15 protein-coding genes are annotated in these 19,353 nt (G+C 71.7%); 3 read left to right on the top strand and 12 right to left on the bottom strand.

What is annotated here, in order from left to right:
* Positions 1-6: 6 nt before the first annotated feature.
* The gene (locus ABD793_RS24410; protein ID WP_344863856.1) at positions 7-516 is read left to right on the top strand and encodes a VanZ family protein; all 510 of its coding nucleotides are present in this window, start codon (positions 7-9) and stop codon (positions 514-516) included.
* Here the strand turns inward: ABD793_RS24410 and ABD793_RS24405 are convergent.
* Complete coding sequence (locus ABD793_RS24405; RefSeq protein ID WP_344863854.1) at positions 497-1,753, bottom strand: FAD-dependent oxidoreductase; 1,257 nt, start codon at positions 1,751-1,753, stop codon at positions 497-499. The two genes, ABD793_RS24410 and ABD793_RS24405, sit on opposite strands and share 20 nt — an antisense overlap.
* Before the next feature lie 94 nt (positions 1,754-1,847).
* Between ABD793_RS24405 and ABD793_RS24400 the strand changes: the two genes are divergently transcribed.
* Entirely contained in the window at positions 1,848-2,471 is a 624-nt protein-coding gene (locus ABD793_RS24400) for a TetR/AcrR family transcriptional regulator (protein ID WP_344863852.1), read from the top strand.
* Between the two features lie 345 nt (positions 2,472-2,816).
* Here ABD793_RS24400 and proB read toward each other — a convergent pair whose 3' ends face one another.
* The 5 genes from proB to ABD793_RS24375 form a co-directional block, all read right to left on the bottom strand.
* Entirely contained in the window at positions 2,817-3,923 is a 1,107-nt protein-coding gene (proB, locus tag ABD793_RS24395) for a glutamate 5-kinase (RefSeq protein ID WP_344863850.1), read from the bottom strand.
* Positions 3,920-5,461 carry a GTPase ObgE gene (gene obgE / locus ABD793_RS24390; protein WP_344863848.1) on the bottom strand — a complete coding sequence of 514 codons (1,542 nt, stop codon included), beginning with the start codon at positions 5,459-5,461 and terminating at the stop codon, positions 3,920-3,922. The genes proB and obgE overlap by 4 nt, the downstream gene beginning before the upstream one ends.
* 116 nt (positions 5,462-5,577) lie before the next feature.
* The gene (rpmA, locus tag ABD793_RS24385; protein WP_344863845.1) at positions 5,578-5,835 is read right to left on the bottom strand and encodes a 50S ribosomal protein L27; all 258 of its coding nucleotides are present in this window, start codon (positions 5,833-5,835) and stop codon (positions 5,578-5,580) included.
* Between the two features lie 43 nt (positions 5,836-5,878).
* The gene (rplU, locus tag ABD793_RS24380; protein WP_344864251.1) at positions 5,879-6,193 is read right to left on the bottom strand and encodes a 50S ribosomal protein L21; all 315 of its coding nucleotides are present in this window, start codon (positions 6,191-6,193) and stop codon (positions 5,879-5,881) included.
* Between the two features lie 163 nt (positions 6,194-6,356).
* Complete coding sequence (locus tag ABD793_RS24375) at positions 6,357-9,857, bottom strand: translation initiation factor IF-2 N-terminal domain-containing protein (RefSeq protein WP_344863843.1); 3,501 nt, start codon at positions 9,855-9,857, stop codon at positions 6,357-6,359.
* Positions 9,858-10,353: 496 nt separating this feature from the next.
* Between ABD793_RS24375 and ABD793_RS24370 the strand changes: the two genes are divergently transcribed.
* On the top strand, positions 10,354-11,790 hold the full coding sequence (locus ABD793_RS24370) for a S8 family peptidase (RefSeq protein WP_344863841.1): 1,437 nt from the start codon (positions 10,354-10,356) through the stop codon (positions 11,788-11,790).
* Between the two features lie 84 nt (positions 11,791-11,874).
* Here ABD793_RS24370 and ABD793_RS24365 read toward each other — a convergent pair whose 3' ends face one another.
* From ABD793_RS24365 to ndk, 6 genes are all read right to left on the bottom strand, one after another.
* The gene (locus tag ABD793_RS24365; RefSeq protein WP_344863839.1) at positions 11,875-12,687 is read right to left on the bottom strand and encodes an ABC transporter permease; all 813 of its coding nucleotides are present in this window, start codon (positions 12,685-12,687) and stop codon (positions 11,875-11,877) included.
* Complete coding sequence (locus tag ABD793_RS24360; RefSeq protein ID WP_344863837.1) at positions 12,684-13,487, bottom strand: ABC transporter permease; 804 nt, start codon at positions 13,485-13,487, stop codon at positions 12,684-12,686. Before ABD793_RS24360 ends, ABD793_RS24365 begins: the two co-directional genes overlap by 4 nt.
* Positions 13,487-14,416, bottom strand: a complete 930-nt coding sequence (locus ABD793_RS24355; protein WP_344864249.1) for an ABC transporter ATP-binding protein — start codon at positions 14,414-14,416, stop codon at positions 13,487-13,489. Before ABD793_RS24355 ends, ABD793_RS24360 begins: the two co-directional genes overlap by 1 nt.
* Positions 14,417-14,573: 157 nt before the next feature.
* Entirely contained in the window at positions 14,574-17,927 is a 3,354-nt protein-coding gene (locus ABD793_RS24350; RefSeq protein ID WP_425548753.1) for a phosphodiester glycosidase family protein, read from the bottom strand.
* Between the two features lie 102 nt (positions 17,928-18,029).
* Positions 18,030-18,761: a maleylpyruvate isomerase family mycothiol-dependent enzyme gene (locus ABD793_RS24345; RefSeq protein ID WP_344863835.1), complete on the bottom strand. Its 732-nt coding sequence runs from the start codon at positions 18,759-18,761 to the stop codon at positions 18,030-18,032.
* Positions 18,762-18,895: 134 nt separating this feature from the next.
* Positions 18,896-19,306 carry a nucleoside-diphosphate kinase gene (gene ndk / locus ABD793_RS24340; RefSeq protein ID WP_344863833.1) on the bottom strand — a complete coding sequence of 137 codons (411 nt, stop codon included), beginning with the start codon at positions 19,304-19,306 and terminating at the stop codon, positions 18,896-18,898.
* Between the last annotated feature and the right edge of the window lie 47 nt (positions 19,307-19,353).

Here is a 19,353-nt window from a genome sequence, read left to right as displayed (position 1 = left end):
GTGCAGATGCGGGTGTTCGGCGCGCACGTTCCGGTCTCCGGCTGGACGCTGGCCGCGCTCCTCGTCGGCGGGACCGCGAGCGTGGTGCTGGCCGGCCCGTTGTCCCGGCGCACCGGGTGGCGCCGGGGCCCGCTTCTCGGCACGCTGTTGTTCCTCTGCGGGATCCTCGCGCTCACCCTGACCCCGGGCACCGAGCCGCACTCCGACGGACTGCGGGCGTGCCTGCCCGGGTCGTTCCCCGGGCTGGTGCACAGCGTCCTGCACACCGGTGGCGGAGTCAGCGGCACTCTGCTCAACCTGGTGCTGTTCCTCCCGTTCACCGCGGCGGCAGTGGTGACGACCGGGCGCTGGCTCGCGACCGCGATCGCCACCGTTCCGCTGCCGCTGCTGATCGAGACCGCGCAATCCCACATTCCCGGCCGGTACTGCAGTGCCGCCGACTTCGTGACCAATACCGCCGGTGCGCTCGCCGGCGTCCTGATCGGACACTTCGTGCTCAGCCGCGTGCCCCGATGAGTTTCTTCCGGAGCCGGGAAGCCCGGCCCATGGCCGCGAATCCGCCGCGGGAAAAGGTGCGGAGCAACCTGCTTTCCGTGACGAACCGGTCGGCGCTGCGAGCCGATGCGCGCACCGCCTTGTACCCGTAATCGCGCATCTGCCGTTCGTAGCCGGCGACGGCAGCACGGACGTCACCACCGCGGGAAATGGCACGGCACAACAGTTGTGCGTCACGGAGGGCGACGTTCGCTCCGATGCCGCGGAACGGAGTCATGCTGTGCGCGGCGTCTCCGAGCAGCGTCACGGGTCCGGTTTCCCACGGCGCCACCGGCACCGACGTCCGGATCGGCAGCACGCACACCGTGGCGTCCGGCGAATCCGCGACCAGCCGGGAGAACGCCGGATGCCAGCCGTGGATCCGGTCCAGCACCACGGCGCGCAGACCGGGCCCGTCCAGTTCCGGCAGTCCGGCCGGGAAGCGGGCGGTCCGCGCGGCGTAGACCCACATCACGTAGCCGGCGGTGTTGTCGAACAGCACCGGGTCGAGCGCGAAGGTGTCGTCGTTTTCCGAGCTCTCCGGGAACTCGTGCGGCGCGGTGAACATCCCGCATCCGGCAGGCGGCAGCACCAGGTTCGGCCCGATCGCCAGCCGCTCCGGCACCAGCTGCCGGGAGCCCGCGGTGAGCGGGAACTTGCCGGCGATCCCGACGATCCCGGTGTCCGCCCTGGCCGCATGCGGCAGCAGCTGCGCCCGGACCCGCGAGTTCGCCCCGTCTGCGCCGACGACCAGGTCGGCCTCCGCAGTGGTGCCGTCCGCGAAATGCAGGCCCACCCCCTTCGGGCCGCTCTCATAACGCACGAACTGCTTGTCGTGCCAGAGGATCCCGTCGAGACCGGACGACAACACCTGGTGCAGCGAAATGCGGCTCGCGGAGTGGTGCGATGCGGCCGGATCGACGTCCGGCTTCGCTTCGAGCACGGCCAGCTCCCGCAACTGCTCGGTGACGAACGCGAAGCCGCCCGCACTCGTCCCGGTCGTGGCCAGGAACCGGGCCCAAGCCGACGGCGGGAGACACTCGTGCAGCGCGGCCGAGCCGTTCGGATCGATGTGCACCCGGTACCCCTGCAGACGTTCCGTTCGTGTGCGACTGCGTTCGTACACCGCTACTTCGACGCCGGCCCGGCACAGCCCGTGCGCCAGACACAGTCCGCCGGTGCCGCCGCCGACCACGGCCACTCTGATCTTGTCCCGCACGGCTTTCCCCTCTCGTCCGGATGGCCCGATAATCATCCTTACGGATGATTAAGTCAACCCTCAAGATGATTAAGTCATCGGTTACGCTGACGCAGTGTCCGAAAGCAGCCCGCGCCGCGCCCCTCGGCACGGCGAGCGCCGGCGGGATCCCGAACGCACCAAGGCGCGCATCCTGGAGGCGGCCAAGACCGAGTTCGGCGGCAAGGGCTACGCGGCCGCGCGGGTCGGTGAGATCGCCCGGCGCGCGGGCGTGAACAAGCAGCTGATCTCGTACTACTTCGGCGGTAAGGAAGGCCTGTACGCCGAGGTCGGCAGTTCCCCGTTCGAGGGATTCCGCGCGCTGGCCGGCCCGGACCGCCCGCTCGAGGACGTGGTGGCCGACTTCGCCAGGCAGGGATCGGCCGATCCCGACCTCAGCCGGATCTTCCTGCGCGAGAACCTGACCGAAACCGGGCCGGAGGCGGCCGGTGCCGAGCGGCAGCGCGAGTTCATGCAACACCAGCTCGGCTATCTGCGTGCCCGGCAGGAAGCCGGGGACTTCCCGGCGGACGTGGATCCGGCCGCACTGCTGCTGATGCTCATCGCGGCGGCCAGCGCCCGGTTCGCCTTCCCCAGGGTGGCCGGCGCGATCACCGGGCAGGACCCGGATTCGGCCGAGTTCGCCGAGTCCTACGCCGAGCAGCTGGCCCGTGTGGTGGGTTACCTCAGGACCTCGTGACCGGTCCGGTGGAAGTGCGGCGAAGGTGCAAGCCGGCCAAGGCATCCGCCGGCAAAGCCCGCACCCGGACGAACAACCGGCTCAAGGCCGTGCTCGTCGTTGCGGACCCGCGCTCCGCGAAACGCCTGTCGGGCCGGCGCAACCCCACGCTCTTTCGCCTATGCGGCGACGGCCCGCCGGATCCGCGAACTGACCATCGAGATTCGCGAGCCGGAGCACCGGATCAGGTGTCAGGCGACCGGGCCGCGGCCAGCGGGTGGCCACCCCTGTCACCTGGGCCACAACCGCCGCTGAAACCCTCCAGTCACGCGCCGACTTCTGCCGACGAATTGCCGGCGCAGGACACTAGCGGCGGAGCGGGACGAGGTCGTCGGCGTGCACGACCTCGCGGCGGTGCTCCACCGGGACCTCGTGGCTGGAACGGCCGATCAGCGCGGGTAGTTCGGCCGCGTCGAAACCGACCACGCCGCGGGCGATCGGGAGGTCGTTGCGGTCGACGAGGTCGACCACGTCGCCTGCCTGGAAATCACCGTCGAGGCCGGTGATGCCGGCGGCCAGCAGTGAGCGCCGACGCAGGATCGCCTGCACCGCACCGTCGTCGAGACGGAGCTTGCCGGTGGCGTCGGTGGCGTAGCCGAGCCAGAAGCGCCGGGCCGACAGCCGGGTGTCCGCGGGGGTGAAGGCGGTGCCGACCTCGGCCGTGCCGAGTGCGCCGGCCGCGTCCGCGGCGGCCGCGAGCAGCACCGGGATGCCGGCTCCGGCGGCGGTGCGGGCGGCGGCGAGCTTCGAGACCATCCCGCCGGTGCCGAGGCCGGACGAGGAGATACCCACCGCGATACCGTCCACATCGGACTCACTGTGCACCTCGGTGATCCGGCGGGTGGCACCGGAGCGCGGGTCCCCGTCGTACAGACCATCCACATCGGACAGCAGAACCAGCGCCTCGGCGCCGATCAGGTGGGCCACCAGCGCGGCCAGCCGATCGTTGTCGCCGAACCGGATCTCCTGGGTGGCCACGGTGTCGTTCTCGTTCACCACCGGTACCGCACCGAGGGACAGCAACCGGGAAAAGGTGCGCTGGGCGTTGCGGTAGTGCGCCCGCCGCACCACGTCGTCCGAGGTCAGCAGGACCTGGCCGACGGTGAGCGTGTACCGGCCGAACGATTCGGCGTACGCGTGCGCGAGGGCCAGCTGGCCGACACTCGCGGAGGCCTGCTGCGTGGCCAGGTCCCGTGGCCGCTTGCCCAGCTTCAACGGAGCAAGGCCGGCGCCGATCGCGCCCGAGGACACGAGCACGATCTGCGTGTCCCGCCGTACCCGGTCGGCGATCGCGTCGACCAGCGCGTCGAGCCGGGCCACGTCGAGCCCGCTGCCCGCGGTGGTCAGCGCGGACGAGCCGACCTTGACCACCAGCCGCCGGGCTCCGGCGATCTCCTGGCGGGTACCGGTCACCGGTCCCGCTCCGCCGGGGCCGCGTCGTCGCCGGTCCACACGCCGTCCAGATCGTCGTCGGCGAAGCCGCCGTGCCCGGCGTCGTCGCCGGCGAAACCGTCCGGCTCGGCCTCGCCGGTGCCGTCGCGGCGGATCCGCCGGGCCTCCTTGCGGTCGGCGGCGCCGACCCGGTCGTTGCGCTCCAGCCGGACGTCGGTGCCCCGGCCGGACAGGTGCATCGCAACGCCCGGCGTGGACGGCTGCCATTCGAACTGGACGTCGCCGATCGTGACCGGGCTGCCCGGTTTCGCGCCGTGCTTGGCCAGTGCCTCCTCGACGCCGAGCCGGTTGAGCCGGTCGGCGAGGTAGCCGACGGCCTCGTCGTTGGCGAAGTTGGTCTGCCGGATCCACCGGAGCGGCCGCGCACCGCCGACGATGAAGGCGCCCTCCTCCTCGGGATCGGCCTCGACGGTGAACCCGCTGTCGTCGACCGCGAGCGGGCGCAGCACGATCTTCTCCGGTTCCAGCACCGGTTGCGCCTCGCGATAGGTCTCGACGACCTCGGCCAGTGCGAAGCTCAGCTCCCGGAGGCCCTTGCGGGACGCGGTGGACACCTCGAACACCCGCAGCCCGCGGGCCTCGAAGTCGGGGCGCACGAACTCGGCCAGCTCCGCGGCCTCCGGGACGTCGATCTTGTTGAGCACCACCACCCGCGGGCGCTGCTCGAGCTTGCCGCCCAGCCCCGGCGTGTAACGCGCGAGTTCCTCCTCCAGTGCGTCCACATCGGACAGCGGATCGCGGCCGGGCTCCAGCGTGGCGCAGTCGACCACGTGCACCAGCACCGCGCAGCGTTCGATGTGCCGCAGGAAGTCCAGGCCGAGCCCCCGGCCCTCGGAGGCACCGGGGATCAGGCCGGGCACGTCCGCCATCGTGTACACAGTGGACCCGGCGGTGATCACGCCGAGGTTCGGCACCAGCGTGGTGAACGGGTAGTCGGCGATCTTCGGCTTCGCCGCGGACAGCACGGAGATCAGCGACGACTTGCCCGCGGACGGGAAGCCGAGCAGTCCGACGTCGGCCACCGAGCGCAGCTCCAGCACCAGGTCACGGCTCTCTCCCGGTTCACCCAGCAGCGCGAATCCCGGCGCCTTGCGGGATTTCGAGGCGAGCGCCGCGTTGCCCAGCCCGCCCCGGCCGCCCTGCGCGGCGACGAAGCGGGTACCCGGGTTCACCAGGTCGGCGACCAGTTCGCCGTCCTCGGTGAACACCACGGTGCCCGGCGGCACGCGCATCTCGAGCGGTTCGCCGGCCGCGCCGCTGCGGTTGCTGCCCATGCCCATCTTGCCGCTGCCCGCGCGGGCGTGCGGGCGGAAGTGGAAGTCGAGCAGCGTGTGCACGCTCGAGTCGACGACGAGCGTGACGTCGCCGCCGTTGCCGCCGTTGCCGCCGTCCGGACCGCCGAGCGGCTTGAACTTCTCGCGGTGCACCGAGGCGCAGCCGTTCCCCCCGTCACCGGCGGTCAGGTGGATGACCGCGCGGTCCACGAATCGGGACGCCATGGCATTGCCTCACTTCACTCGCGAAAACGGAACTGCACACACAAAAAACGAGGGGTGGTGCCGGATGCTCCGGCCCCACCCCTCGTCAGGAGGTACTACGCGTCGAGCCCGGGTTCTCAGGCGTCGACCGGCAGGATGTTGACCGTCTTGCGGCCACGCTTCTCGCCGAACTGGACCGCACCGGCGGACAGCGCGAACAGCGTGTCGTCGCCACCACGGCCGACGTTCACGCCGGGGTGGAACTTGGTGCCGCGCTGGCGGATGAGAATCTCGCCCGCGTTGACCTGCTGGCCACCGAAGCGCTTCACGCCGAGGCGCTGCGCGTTCGAGTCACGACCGTTGCGGGAGCTGGACGCACCCTTCTTGTGAGCCATTGCTCAGCCCTTTCTTGCGCAGTTCGCGAAGATCCGGAAAGTCTTACTGGGAGATGCCGGTGACCTCGACGCGGGTCAGCTTCTGCCGGTGACCCTGGCGCTTGTGGTAGCCGGTCTTGTTCTTGAACTTGTGGATCCGGATCTTCGGGCCCTTGGTCTGCTCGACGACCTTGCCGGTGACCGAGACCTTCGCCAGCGCATCGGAGTCCGTGGTGACCTGGCCCCCGTCCACGAACAGCACGGCGGGGAAGGTGTGCTCGGTGCCCGGCTCGCCCTCGAGCTTCTCGACCTCGACGACGTCGCCGACGGCCACCTTGTACTGCTTGCCGCCGGTCTTGACGATCGCGTACGCCGACACGGAAGTCTCCTGCATTACTCGACAATGGGTTAAGGGGCTTGCGCGGCCGGCCCGCCCGGGGGCGGTCCAGGTGCTCGCGCAACGGCTCACTCTGGCGGTGAGCCGTAGTACAGGTTACGGGAGGTCCCGGGTGCGGTTGCACCCGGGTCCCCCTGGTGCTGATTCAGCTCTGGTCCGACGCGTGCACCGGCGGACCGGCCGGCCGTGAAGCCGCCCGGCGCGGCCGGCGCCGGGCACTGCGTTCCGCCGGGGCGGGCACGCTGACCTCGGGTTCTCCGGCCTCGTCGGCCGGGGCACCGCGGTCGGTGGCCGGGGTCTCGGCCGGCTCCGGTTCCGGCGACGGCGGCTCGACGGCGGGCTCGGCCTGACGCACCTGCACCTCGTCGGCGGGCGTGGTCACCGGCTCGCCCGCCACCTCCCTGGCCGGCCGGGAAGCAGGCTGTTCCGGACGCACCTGCACCTCGTCGGCCGGGGTGGTCACCGGCGCACCCGCGAGCTCCCTGGCCGGCTCGTCCGCGGCGGACTGCTCGTGCTCGCCACGGGACGACGCGGCCTTCGAGGCGTTGGCCATCGCCTGCACCGCGGAGACCACGGACTCCCGCTGTTCCGGCGTGGGCGCCGGCGCCACCTGCTCGGGCTTGGCCTGCGGCTCGTTCTGCTGGTCCTCGCCCTTGCCCCGGCGGGAGCGGCGCGAGGACTTGGTGTCCGCACCGTGATTGTGGCCGTTGTGCTGGTTGCCACCGCCACCGCCACCGCCACTGCCGCCGCCGTTGCCACGCTGCACTTCGGTCGAGACCAGCACGCCGCGGCCCTTGCAGTGCTCACACGGCGTGGAGAACGCCTCCAGCAGGCCGGTGCCGATCTTCTTGCGGGTCATCTGCACCAGGCCCAGCGACGTCACCTCGGCGACCTGGTGGCGTGTGCGGTCCCTGCCGAGGCATTCGGTGAGCCTGCGCAGCACCAGGTCCCGGTTGGACTCGAGCACCATGTCGATGAAGTCGATCACGATGATGCCGCCGATGTCCCGCAGCCGCAGCTGGCGGACGATCTCCTCCGCCGACTCCAGGTTGTTGCGGGTCACCGTCTCCTCGAGGTTGCCGCCGGAGCCGGTGAACTTGCCGGTGTTCACGTCGATCACGGTCATCGCCTCGGTGCGGTCGATGACCAGGTAACCGCCGGAGGGCAGCCAGACCTTGCGGTCGAGCGCCTTGGTGATCTGCTCGTCGATCCGGTGGTCGGCGAACGCGTCGCCGTTGCCGGTGTAGCGCTTGAGCCGGTCGGTCAGATCCGGTGCGACGTGCTGGACGTAGCCGTGGATGGTGTCCCACGCCTTGCCGCCCTGCACCTCGAGCTTCGCGAAGTCCTCGGTGAACAGGTCGCGCACGACCTTCACCAGCAGGTCCGGCTCCTCGTAGAGCATGACCGGCGCGTTGCCCTTCTTGCCGGACTTGCTGGTGGCCGCCTTCTCCTTGATCACGTCCCACTGCGCCTTGAGCCTGCGCACGTCGCGGTCGAGTTCCTCTTCGCTGATGCCCTCGGAGGCGGTGCGGATGATCACGCCCGCGTCCTCGGGGACGATCCGCTTGAGGATGTCCTTGAGCCGGCGGCGCTCGTTCTCCGGCAGCTTGCGGGAGATGCCGGTGGCCCCGCCCGCGGGCACGTAGACGAGGAAGCGGCCGGGCAGCGAGATCTGCGTGGTCAGCCGGGCACCCTTGTGCCCGACCGGATCCTTGGTGACCTGCACCAGCACGCTGTCGCCGGAGGACAGCGCCTGCTCGATCTTGCGGGCCTTGCCCTCCAGGCCTGCCGCGTCCCAGTCGACCTCGCCGGCGTACAGCACGGCGTTGCGGCCCCTGCCGATGTCGATGAACGCGGCCTCCATGCTCGGCAGCACGTTCTGGACCCGGCCGAGATAGACGTTGCCGACGATCGAACCGGTGCCCGCCTGCGTGACGAAGTGCTCGACCAGCACCCCGTCCTCGAGCACGCCGATCTGCGTCGCGTCGCCCTTCTCGGCGACGACCATGGCGCGCTCGACGGATTCGCGACGGGCCAGGAACTCGGCCTCGGACAGGATCGGCGCACGGCGGCGGCCTGCCTCGCGGCCGTCCCGGCGGCGCTGGCGCTTGGCCTCCAGCCGGGTGGAGCCGCGGACACTGCGCACCTCGTCGCGCGCCGGACGGTCCGGTTCGGACTTGGTCTGGCGGACGTGCGTGACGGTGTTGGGCGGGTCGTCGCCGACGGTGGCCTCGGGCGCGTCGTCGTCGCCGCCCTTGCGACGGCGGCGGCGACGGCGGCGCTTGCTGCCACCGTCGGAGTCCGCGTCGTCACCGGACTCGCCTTCGGCGGCGGGCTCGGCGGGCTGCTCGGTCTTGTCCTCGCGCTTGCCGCTCTTGTCGCTCTTGTCCCTGCCGCCCTTGTCCTTGCCCGGCTGGTCCTTGCCGCCCTGGTCCTTCCCGGACTGGTCCTTCCCGGACTGGTCCCGGCCGCCCTGCTCGGCGGCGGTCTCGTCGGCCTCGTCGGCCTGGTTGTCGGACAGACCCTCGTCGCCGCCCTTGCCGCGACCCCGGCCCCGGCGGCCGCGACGACGGCGGCGACGGCCGTTCGCGTCTTCGCCGTCCTCGTCCAGACGGTCGTCGCGCGGTTCGCCCGCGGTGTCCTCGGCGTCGGTGTCCTCGGTCGCCTCGCGCTGCGCGGGCGCCTCCTCGCCGGTGCCGACCTGCGACTCCGGCCGGGTACGCGCCGGTTTCGCGGCGGGCGGTTCCGGCGGCAGGAAGACCGGCGACGGTGCGGCGAACACCGGCACGTGCACCGGCCCGCGAGCCGGCGTGGCCTGCTCGACTTCTTGCTGGCCGGCCGGAATAGCCGGGGCCACGGCCCGGCGGCCACGGCGGGAACCGCTTCGCTTGCCCTCGTCGGCGTCCTTCACCGCAGCAGCAGACCGGCTGTCCTCGCCGGGCTCACCGCTCGCGCTGCCCTGCTCTGCCACGGTGGCGGCGGCCTGATCTGCAGTGCCCTGATCTGCCGTGCCCTGGTCCGCGGCGGACCCGCCTGCGACTGCCCGGTCCGCGACGTCCTGACCTACGGCGCCCCGCGCAGTGGCCGCGGATTTGCCTGCTGCCCTGCCGCGGCCGGTCGCGGTCCGGCGGGAGGCGCCGGACCGGCCGGTGCCGGGCTCGGCCGCGGACTCACCGGAGGTGGCCCGGCCGGGAGCCGGTTCGGCCGCATCCGGGCCTTCCGCGGCGGTGTCTGCTGCGGCAGCCGGGGCCGCCGGTCCGTCGGCGGAGCCCGTTCCGGCACCCGGGCCTTCCGCGGGAGCGTCCGATCCGGCGGCGGCGTCCGTTCCGGTGGCCGGGGTGCTGGTCCGGGTGCCGGGGGCGGTGGCTTCGTCCGCGGCGGGGGTGGGCTGCTCCGGGGTCTGCCCGGCGGCCGGTTGCAGTGCCTCGGCGACCCGGTGCGCGACCTCGCGGGTCACGCTCGAGGCCGCGCTGCGCGGGCTCTCGCCCAGTTCGGCGAGCTGGGCGAGCAGGTCGCGGCTGCTCTGCCCGAGCAGCTTGGCCAGCGCGTGCACGCGGATGCGCGGCGGGAGCTCGCCCAGGCTGCTGGTCGTGGATGCGGCGGTATTCCCGCCGGTCTGTTCGGCGGGTGTGTCCGCGTTCGACATGTTTCTCCTCCGCCCCCGGGCGCGTCCGCCGGTTCACACCGGTCACGACGCGGCCGCACAGGGGCCCTTTCCGTTCCGTGCCCGCCGTGGTGACCAGCGGCGGGAATTCTGCTGGCTACCGCACGCTCCACCGGATCGGCGGCCGCGCACGTCCTGGTCTGCTCGGCGAGGTGCCGGTCCCGGGCCAGCCGCCACGACGTCGACCTTTGGCCCGGCCTCCCGGGGGCGACGGCGCGGGGTGCCGGTCCGGCACTCCTCCGGGCCGCTCACGACGCGAGCGGGATGCCCGTCGGCGCAGCGGCCGACGCAAGTATCCCACACCGGGGGGTGCACCCGGGGTAGTCGGTGCCCCCGCGCAGGCATCCGGGCGTGCCGCGCTCATGCACCCGGGCGAACTTCACCAGGCCGCGCTTGTCCCGCCGCGCCCGGGTGGCTAGCGTTCGCCACGGGCGCGCGCGTGGCGCCCGAGCCTGGCCGGCGTGCGGTGGGAGGTCCGGTGTCCCTGCTGGCGCGGCCGCTCCGTGCGGCCGTGTGCGCCATTGTCGCGCTCTCCGGATTCCTCGCGGCCGGACCGGCCGCCGCGGATCCGCACGGCTGCGGGTCCGCGGGACCGGCTCGGCGTTACGTCGTCGCCTTCGACCAGGGCACCACCGAGCCTGCCGCCCGCGATCAGGTGGGCACGGCCTGTGGCACGCTCTCCGGCTACTACCCGCAGATCGCAGTGGCCATCGTCACCTCCCCCGATCCGGCGTTCGCCGAGCGGATGGGCCCGGACCGGGCGTTCGGCGCACAGACCACCCGGCTGGCCGCGCACCGCGCCGGCGGTGGCGCCGGCCAGCCCGCCCGCACCCGGCTGCGGCCCGGCGACCCCTCCGGGGTGCCCACCGCGGATCTGTCCGGACAGCAGTGGGACATGCGGATGATCGACGCCCCCGCCGCGCACCGGATCACCGGCGGCAGCCGCGATGTGGTGGTCGGCGTGCTCGATTCCGGTGTCGACCCGGACCACCCCGATCTCGCGGCGGCCTTCGACGCGGCCGATTCGGCCGGTTGCCTGACCGGGATTCCCGACCCGAGCCCGGCCGCCTGGCAGCCGACGACGTCGGCGCACGGCACGCATGTGGCAGGCCTCGTCGCCGCGGCCGACGACGGCAAGGGCATCACCGGGGTGGCACCGGGAGTCCGGATCGCTTCGGTGAAGGTGATCGACGACCGTGGTGATGCCGATCCGGAGGCCGCGGTCTGCGGACTGATGTGGGCGGCCGAACGGCACCTGCCGATCACCAACAGCAGCTGGTTCGTCAACCCGTGGTCACTGTCCTGTGTGCGCGGCAACGACCGGGGCGTCGTGCACGAAGTACTGGCCCGCGCGGTGGAGTACGCGACCAGACAGGGCACCGTGAACGTCGCGGCCGCGACGAACGAGGCGGTGGACCTCACCCCGTCGCCGGGTTCGGGCTCTCCGACGTCCGGCGCAGGGAAGTGCGAAGCACTGCCGGCCGGGTTGCGGGACGTGGTGGCCGTGTCCGCGGTGGGGGCCGACCGGGTGAAGGCCGGATACAGCTCCTACGGCCTCGGCGTGGTCGATGTGACCGCACCGGGCGGTGAGAAGAACCACTGCGTCGTGTCGACCGTGCCGGGTGGGTACGCGCCGCTGTGCGGCACGTCGATGGCCACACCGCACGTGGCCGGGGTACTCGCGTTGCTCAAGTCGGCGCATCCGGGCTACTCGGCGGCAGAACTGCGGCAGGCCCTCGAAACCCACGCCACGCCGATCCCCTGCCCGGACGACTACGACCTCACCGGCGACGGCACACAGGACGCCTACTGCGACGGCTACGACGACTTCAACGGCTTCTACGGGCACGGTCTCGTGGACGCCCGCTCCGCGGTGGCGCTCCCCGGCACCGGCCTGCCCACCCGCGCACGCTGAGCCGGGCCGGGCCGGGATGCTCCGGCTCGGCCGCGATCATGCTGAGCACCGCTGTCCTCACCGGCAACCGAGCCTTCCGCACAGTCAGTGCAGCAGCAGTTTCGCGATCCTCCTGGTGGCGCCCCACACCCCGACCGCCGCGAGCACCACCAGATAGCCGAGGTTTCCGGCCATGCCCCACGAGAAGAAGCCGCCCGCGAGCCCGCGCATCAGCTCGATGCCGTGGTACAGCGGGAAACAGCGGACCACCCACTGCACCGCCTCGGGGTACACCGTGATCGGGAAGAACGTGGTGGAGAACAGGAACATCGGCATCAGCACGAGCTGGATGTAGTCCAGTTGCGACGTGGACGTCAGGAAGCTCACCAAGGTCATGCTGATGGCCGAGAACGCGAACGACACCAGCAGCGCGACCGGCAGCAACAGCAGCGCCGACCACGACGTGAGCAGCCCCATCGCCGCCGTGACGAGCATGAACGCGATCGTGTACAGGCCGCCGCGCAGCACGGCCCAGCCGATCTCGCCGAGTGCCACGTCCAGCGGACCGACCGGGGTGGCGAGCACGGCGTCGTAGTGCTTCGCGTAACGCAGCTTGAAGAACATGTTGTAGGTCTCGAACACCGCGCCGTTCATCGCCGAGGACGCCAGCAGCGCGGGGGCAACGAAGGCGACGTAGCTCATCGGCCTGCCGTCCGGCCCTGCCACTGTGGTGACCAGCTTGCCGAACCCGACCTGGAACGCGAGCAGGTACAGCAGCGGTTCGAGCGCACCCGACACCAGCACGATCCACGAACGGCCGTAGACGATGAGCGACCGCTCGATCAGCGCACCCGACCGCCCGCGATACCGGCCGACCGGCAGGATCCGCAGTACCGGCCACGGCCGCGCGGTCGTCACGCCGCCAGCCTTCGCCGGAAGGCGCGGTGCGCGATCGCCCAGCCGCCCAGCACGAGGGCGACGAGGTACGCAACGTGCCCGAGCACAGCGAGCGCGCCGGGTCCGCCGAGGGTGACCGCGCGGGCCAGTTCGGTGCCGTGCCACAGCGGCGACAGCCATGCGAGCCACCGCAGCAACAACGGGATCTGGGTGATCGGGAAGAACGTGCCGGAGAACAACGTCATCGGAATCAGCACGAACCGGAACAGCAACCCGAATCGCTGCCCCTCGTCGAACGTGCGCGCGGCCAGCGCGGTGAACGGGGCGGCGCAGGCGAGCCCGGTCAGCGCACCGACGAGGACGACCACCAGCGCACCGGCATTGGCCCACGCGCCGAAGCACAGCGCGACGAGCGCGTAGACGGTGCCGGAGAGGAGGAGCCTCAGCGTGGTCCAGATCAGGTGCCCGCCGAGAACCTGGCCCGGCGACACCGGCGTGGCGGTGACCGCGAGATAGTCCTTCTGCCATTTGAACCCGGACAGCACCGGGTAGCTGGACTCGCCGACCGCCTGCTGCGTGGCGCCTGCCACCAGCAGCGCCGGCGCCACGTAGATCAGGTACCGCACACCGCCGGTCGCAGGCCCGGCTTGGACCTGCGAGCCGAAACCGAGCCCCATCGCGGCCAGGAACAGCACCGGCTGCAGTCCGGTGGAGTACAGGGTGCTGAGCCAATGCCGCCGATACCAGGTCCAGTGCCCCTCGACGCGCAGCCACGCGCCGTGCAGCGGGCCGACCACGCGGCCGGTGGAGGGAATCGCCATCAGTCCACCAGCCTCCGGCCGGTCAGCCGCAGGAACACGTCCTCGAGCGAACTGCGGCGCACCAGGGTGGACCGCGGACGCAGGCCGCGTTCGTGCGCGCGCTCCAGGGTGGCCTCCCCCGCCATGGTGTAGAGCAGCACCCGGTCCGGCAGCACCTCGACGCGCTCGGCCAGTCCGGCCACCCGCTCCGCGGCCTGCTCCTGCTCCCCCGGCGCGAACCGCAGCTCCACGACCTCCCTGGTGGAATACCGCGCGATCAGCTCGGCAGGCGAACCTTCGGCGGCGATCCGCCCGCCGTCCATGACCACGAGCCGGTCGCAGAGCTGCTCCGCCTCGTCCATGTAGTGGGTGGTGACGATCAGCGTGGTGCCTGCCGCCTTGAGCCGGAACAGCCGGTCCCACAGCAGGTGCCGGGCCTGCGGGTCGAGGCCGGTGGTCGGCTCGTCGAGCAGCAGCAGCTCCGGATCGTTGACCAGCGACCTGGCGATGGTGAGCCGCCGTTTCATCCCGCCGGAGAGCGAATCGACGGTCTTCTCCGCACGGTCGGTGAGCTGCGCGAACTCGAGCAGCTCCGCGGCCCGGCGCCGGACATGCGCCCGCGACAGCCCGAAGTACCGGCCGTAGACCTGCAGGTTCTGCCGCACGGTGAGCTCGACGTCGAGGTTGTCCTCCTGCGGCACCACGCCGAGCCGGGCGCGGATCTTCGGTCCGTCGGTGTCCGGATCCATGCCGAGTACCCGCAGGCCGCCCTCGCTGCGCGGGGACACGCACGCGATCATCCGCATCGTCGACGACTTGCCGGCGCCGTTGGGCCCCAGGAAGCCGAACGCCTCACCCTGGCGCACCTCGACGTCGATGCCGCGCACCGCCTCGAAATCACCGAACCGTTTCACCAGCGCCTTGGCCTCGACCAGCGCCGCCTCCGCCATTTCCTGCACGCCGACGACCTTAGGACGAGGCACCGACAGTTTTCGACCGGTTTGCGCCGGAGACGGTCGCGGAACCGCCACCGGTGCTCCCGGCAGCGCGATCGAATCGCTTGCCGGGCAAGGAAATCCGACCGGACGCACCGGTTGCGCCGCGCAGTCACCGCACGGTGACCGCCACCGTGCGGGAAATCCCGTTCACCGTCACCGAGATCTCCGCCGTCCCGGGGTGCAGGGCGCGCACCGAACCGTTCACCGGATCGAGGGAAACCACGTCCCACGGTGCGGGCGGCCACGAGCCGATGTGCACACCGCGGCCGCTCCAGTCGGCGCTCACCGGGTAGGCCACCGGGACCGTACGGGCGCCCTGTGTCACGGTCGCGGTGACCTTGCCGGTCGCCCCGCTGGTCAGCGGTCCGGGGCCGGTCAGTGTCAACGCGTCCACGTTCGGCCGGGTTTCGAAGCGCACCGGCTGGGCTCGGTCGGACGGGTCGACGCGCGCGAGCGTCCAGCCCACGAAACCGCCTTCACCGGGTGCTGCGGCCGGGGTCTTGCCGGAGTTGCCGTTCACCAGGTACGGCACGCCGTCGGTGCGGGAGAGGGCGAACGCGCCGGCGTGCGAGGCGATCGAGGCGGCCGGTTTGCCGGACCGCTCCTCGAATCCGGTGAGCCAGCTCTGCAGCAACGTCGCCTCTTTCCGGTCGCTCAGCTGGGAGTTCCCGGTCGGGCTCGGATCGCGCACCGGATGGTGCATGGCGACGACCACCCCGCGCACCGAGGGATCACCTGCCGCGCCGTCGAGTGCGTCGTGCAGCATCCGCACCTGGTCGAATCCGCCCGCGCGCAGCGAGCCGCGGGACGAGTCGAGCAGCACGAGCCGGATGCCGTGCACGTCGGCCACCCGGTGGGTCGCGCCGAACACCGCCTGGAACGCGGCCAGTCCCGCACCACCCCCGGCTTCGTGGTTGCCGGGCACGTAGTACCAGGGCACCCTGCCGTCCAGCTCTTCGCCGATCACCTTGCGCGCCAACGCGAAGTCCGGCTCCGTCCCGCGGTCCACCAGATCGCCGTTGATCAGCACGACGTCCGGTTTCGCCGCGACCGCCTCCCGCATCGCCCGGCGTGCCTGCGCGACCAGCGGGCCGTCCGGCTGGTCCGCGGTGAACTGGGCATCGCTGATCACCGCGACCCGCAGTGCGCCGCTGCCGAGCGTGCCGTCGGTGACCAGCGCCGGGTCGTGGTGGACCGGATCCGCCGGAACCTCTGCAGTGGGCGCGACCTCGAAGGTGAGGTCGTCGAAACCGAGCCTGCCTTCGTACTGCTGGTCCGGCACGTTCTCGACCGCGTAGAAGCGGGTCAGCCGCTGGCCGTCCGGCAGCCCGGCGGGGACGGCCGCGCTGACGTACCGCCAGCCCGTCCAGTCCACGTTCAGTGACAGGTCCACAATGGACGCCACATCGGCAGCGTCGCGCAGTTCCGCACGCAGCCAGGCCCCTTTTCCGTCACCGTTGACCCACAGGCCGATCTTCTGTGTACCGGCCGGAACCGGAATCGGATTCGCCGCATTCACATACGCCGCGCGCGTTGCACTGGTCCCGGTAAGCCGGTAGTCCAGCGCGAGGCCGCGGCCGCTGTCGTGTCCCTCGGCGGGGGAAAGGGCGCCACCCACCGCGGCCGGGTACACCGAGGCCGACCAGCCGTCCGGACCGTCCAAAGGCGACGCCACCTGCGGCACGGCCCCCACCGAGGCACCGAGATGCTCGGTCAGTCCGGCAGCGTGCACGGTGATCGCGGTGGCACCGGAGGAACCCACCGCGCTGACCGCGAAGCCGTCGCCGGAAGGCACGACCTTCACCACGGCGGGGTCGTACTCCAGCTTCACGTCCGAAGGCTCGATCCAGGTGCCGTAACCGTCGGCGTCGTAGCCGTAGACCTGGAACGTCCCGCGCGCGCCGGCGCCGGACAACGCGACCTGCTCACTGCTCGTCCCGAGGCTGACCGGCTTGCCCAGCACGGTCAGCTTCGTACGTCCGCTCGCCGGGCCTCGCCGCGCGGTCACGTCCACATCCGTCCGTGCGTCCGGTCGCCCGTGATCCTCGTGCGCGGTGAAGACGTTCCCGGTCACCGTGCCCCGCACCGGGTTCGAAGTGGACCAGCGCGGATCCGCGGACACTGCTGCGCCGGTCTCGTCGTGGCCGTTCGGTACGAGCACCCTGGTCAGGCCGGACAGCACCCGGTCGGCGTGGTCGCTGCGCTGCGCGGGTGCCGGAGTGAACCCGGTGAGCTGTCCGCTGCCGGGCACGGTCGATACCCCGATTCCGTTGGGCACCAAGCGTTCCTCGCCATCCGAAGGTGCGTTGCGCACGCTTGGCGCGGCCTCGCCCTCGCCACGGGCGAGCAGTGTCGAGGAACCACCACCGTCGAGGTTGATCGCGTCGTCGGCACCGAGGTTCTTCAGTTGCCGCGCCAGTTCCAGCTCGGTCAGGCCCCGGCTGTCGGCCTGCCTGCCGTCGACGGTGACGAGCCACATCCGCTTGCCGTCGGCGGAAAACCCGACCGCGGTGCGTGGTGCGAGCGTGGTGTCGTCGACCGGCTGCAGCTGCCCGTCCTTCAGCAGCGCCTCGTTGCCGCCCACCGCGACGGCGATCTTGCCCGCGTCCGAGCGCGGCGCGTATGAGACGCCGACCCGGTCGCCGACGTGCAACGTCGCGAGCGCATCGGCTCCGGCCTCACGGCCGAGCAACAGCAGGGCTCCGGCCGGGATCGGTCCTTCCACGGGCTGCGGCCGCACTTGCGTGACCACGCCGTTGCGGATTTCGGCCTCGCGGACCCGTTGCGCCCCGGCAACCGAGGTCGCGCGCGGCGAAGCACCCCACAGCGGCGTGTAGACGCCCAGCGCGTCCTTGTCGAGCACCGGACTGTTGAAGTTGGTCGCCGGCATGGCGTGGCCGTCCGGCATCGTCACCGACGCTTCGAGGAAGATGTCGGCGAGTTTCGCCCGGCCCTCGTCGGTGATCGCCGCGGTGACGTTGTGCCCGGTCGCCGGCGCAGTCTGCAGCCGGCCCCCGTCGACGCCGACGCCGATCGGGGCGCCGGTCGCGCTGATGTCGAAGAAGTCGCCGTTCACGCCCGCGACCGCACCTGTGCGCGCGACCTGCTGCGACAGCGGAGTCCGCGCGGACACCGTGCCAGGGCTGAGGTACGTCGGCTTCAGCACCTTGCTGGTGAGGTCGACGCTCAAGGTATCGCCGCGGATCCAGCCCTTCGGGTCGTAACGGTCGAACTGTGTCAGGTCCAGACCAGGCGCGACTTCCGTGGTCGCGCTGTCGGTCAGCAGACCGTCGTCGGCGGACGGAGGGGCCGCAGTCACCGGCGCTTCGCGAGCCGAGGACGCCATGGGTGCACCTTCGACCGGCGGTGCACCGAGCGGCGCGGCGAGCGGGTCGGCGAAGGCCGGCGTGGCGAGGCTCAGCGTGAGCAGGACGCTGAGCAGCACAAAGCGTGACTTCTTCACAAGGCACCCCAGGATCGAGGAAGCAGCTCCGCCCAGGTAAGTCCACCGGCGCGGCCGCCGGAAGGCGCGACGGTGAACGCCGCCTGAATGGCGCAGGGACGATCAGGGAGTGAGCTGCGCCGTGAGGAAGGCGCGAACGACCGCCTCGTCGCCGGTGATCCGCAGGCCGGCCGCCGAGAGATCGCTCCGCTTCCACAGCAGCGTGAGAAGGTCCTGGGCCTGCGCCTCGACCGTCGCCGCGGGTTCCGCCTCGCCGAGCGCGGGCGGTTCGCCGGGCACGAGCGTCCACGAATGCCCGAGGTCGGTGGCGCGGAACCCGATCGGCACCGGCAACGGTGGAACGGCGCCGAACCGGGTCACCCGCGGCAGGAAGCCGGCGAGCACCTCGTCGACGCCGTCCGCGGCGACCAGTGGCTCGAGCCGGGGCTCTTCGCCACGGGCCGCGAGCGCGTCGATCAGGTGCACGGCGGTCTCGTGCACCTGGCGGCGGAACCAGAACGCCTTCGTCTTCGCGGTGCCGCCGAAATGCCAGCAGCTGTCCCCGGGGTTCACCTCGGCGAGCGCGTCGAGCAGCACTGCCGCGCTGTCCGCGTACCACTCGGCCAGATCCGCGCCCACCGCGTCGTCGAGCTGCTGCCGCTGCCCGGTCGCCACGACGTGCGCGGCCCACCTGTGCACATTCCCGAGGTGCCCGACGAGGTCACGCCGGGTCCAGTCACCACAGACCGGCACCGCGGCGTCGAGGCTGCCCGCCCGCACTTCCCCGGCGAATGCCTCGGTCAGCGCACGAAGGTGCGGCAGGTAGTCGAGCGCGGGAAGCGGAAGCGTAGGCACGCACCGAGGCTAGCGGGTCGACGGCGACGGAGCACTGTCCCCGGCGAGGCGGGCCGGCCGGTCGTGCCCGGCAAGCAGCGCCCGCCGGCCGGGCTGCGGGTGCCGGGAACGTGGTCCCCGGCACCCGCGCCGGATCACAGGTCCGGGAACCAGAGCTTCAGTTCGCGCTCGGCCGACTCCGGCGAGTCCGAACCGTGCACCAGGTTGTACTGCGTCTCCAGGCCGTAGTCGCCGCGCAGGGTGCCCGGCGTGGCCTTCTCGACCGGATCGGTGCCGCCGGCCAGCTGACGGAACGCCGCGATCGCGCGGGGACCCTCGACCGCGATCGCGACCACCGAGCCGGAGGTGATGAACTCCAGCAGATCACCGAAGAACGGCCGTTCCTTGTGCTCGGCGTAGTGCTCCTCGGCGAGCGAGCGCTCGACGGTGCGCAGCTCCAGCGCGGCCAGCTTCAGGCCCTTGCGCTCGATCCGCGAGACGACCTCGCCGACGAGGCCGCGCGCGACGCCATCGGGCTTGACCAGGACCAGCGTGCGTTCAGTCACGACGGTGTTTCTCCTTGTGTGAATACGTGTTATTCGGCGCGAGCCTA

Source organism: Amycolatopsis ultiminotia, from assembly GCF_039536925.1.
GTDB classification, from domain to species: domain Bacteria; phylum Actinomycetota; class Actinomycetes; order Mycobacteriales; family Pseudonocardiaceae; genus Amycolatopsis; species Amycolatopsis ultiminotia.
This window is presented reverse-complemented; position numbering and strand designations above follow the sequence as displayed.